A 1,035-nucleotide genomic window follows, 5' to 3' on the forward strand; every position below is an offset into this window, starting at 1 on the left:
AAATATGCCCGAAGGCATAAAAAATGGTGGAGCCTAGCGGGATCGAACCGCTGACCTCCTGCGTGCAAAGCAGGCGCTCTCCCAGCTGAGCTAAGGCCCCACAAAACATTAAATTGTAAATGGTCGGGAAGACAGGATTCGAACCTGCGACCCCTTGGTCCCAAACCAAGTGCTCTACCAAGCTGAGCTACTTCCCGATAATGGCGCGCCCGAGAGGAGTCGAACCCCTAACCTCTTGATCCGTAGTCAAACGCTCTATCCAATTGAGCTACGGGCGCATGGTGCCGAGGGCCGGACTTGAACCGGCACGATAGTCACCTACCGCAGGATTTTAAGTCCTGTGTGTCTGCCAATTCCACCACCCCGGCATGGATTTTGGAATTTGGAAATGGAGCGAAAGACGGGATTCGAACCCGCGACCCCCACCTTGGCAAGGTGGTGTTCTACCACTGAACTACTTTCGCGAAGTGCGGGTGGAGGGACTTGAACCCCCACGTCGTAAGACACTAGATCCTAAGTCTAGCGTGTCTGCCAATTCCACCACACCCGCTAAATGGTGAGCCATGAAGGATTCGAACCTTCGACCCTCTGATTAAAAGTCAGATGCTCTACCAACTGAGCTAATGGCTCGCGATTACTGGTGCCGGCCAGAGGACTTGAACCCCCAACCTACTGATTACAAGTCAGTTGCTCTACCAATTGAGCTAGGCCGGCAAGATGGTGGAGGATGCAGGGCTCGAACCTGCGACCCCCTGCTTGTAAGGCAGGTGCTCTCCCAGCTGAGCTAATCCTCCGTACTGCCTGGCGACGTCCTACTCTTGCGGGCTTAAGCCAACTACCATCGGCGCTGAAGAGCTTAACTACTGTGTTCGGCATGGGAACAGGTGTGACCTCTTCGCTATTGTCACCAGATCTTATATCACTTCGTCTTTGTTTCTCGCAAGGACAAGATATATTATATTATGTTTTTCAGAGTTTTGCAAGTGTTTTTTATAAAAAATTTAACTTTTTTATAAGTATTTTCTTGCGAAAATG

Annotated in this window: 9 tRNA genes and 1 rRNA gene; all 10 read right to left on the reverse strand. The window is 50.7% G+C overall.

Annotated features, from left to right (window positions below):
- Positions 1 to 24: 24 nt before the first annotated feature.
- Positions 25 to 100, reverse strand: a tRNA-Ala gene (locus JCM19043_RS15705).
- 20 nt (positions 101 to 120) lie between these two features.
- A tRNA-Pro gene (locus JCM19043_RS15710) sits at positions 121 to 197 on the reverse strand.
- A 4-nt stretch (positions 198 to 201) separates the two neighbouring features.
- Positions 202 to 278: transfer RNA gene (locus JCM19043_RS15715), tRNA-Arg, on the reverse strand.
- Position 279: 1 nt separating this feature from the next.
- A tRNA-Leu gene (locus JCM19043_RS15720) sits at positions 280 to 368 on the reverse strand.
- Between the two features lie 21 nt (positions 369 to 389).
- Positions 390 to 464, reverse strand: a tRNA-Gly gene (locus JCM19043_RS15725).
- Between the two features lie 4 nt (positions 465 to 468).
- A tRNA-Leu gene (locus JCM19043_RS15730) sits at positions 469 to 550 on the reverse strand.
- Positions 551 to 554: 4 nt separating this feature from the next.
- Positions 555 to 630, reverse strand: a tRNA-Lys gene (locus JCM19043_RS15735).
- Positions 631 to 638: 8 nt separating this feature from the next.
- Positions 639 to 714 (reverse strand) — tRNA-Thr (locus JCM19043_RS15740).
- Between the two features lie 4 nt (positions 715 to 718).
- Positions 719 to 794: transfer RNA gene (locus JCM19043_RS15745), tRNA-Val, on the reverse strand.
- Between the two features lie 5 nt (positions 795 to 799).
- Positions 800 to 912: ribosomal RNA gene (gene rrf / locus JCM19043_RS15750) — 5S ribosomal RNA — on the reverse strand.
- Positions 913 to 1,035 lie beyond the last annotated feature (123 nt).

Source organism: Halolactibacillus sp. JCM 19043 (assembly GCF_001310395.1).
GTDB classification, from domain to species: Bacteria; Bacillota; Bacilli; order Bacillales; family Amphibacillaceae; genus Halolactibacillus; species Halolactibacillus miurensis.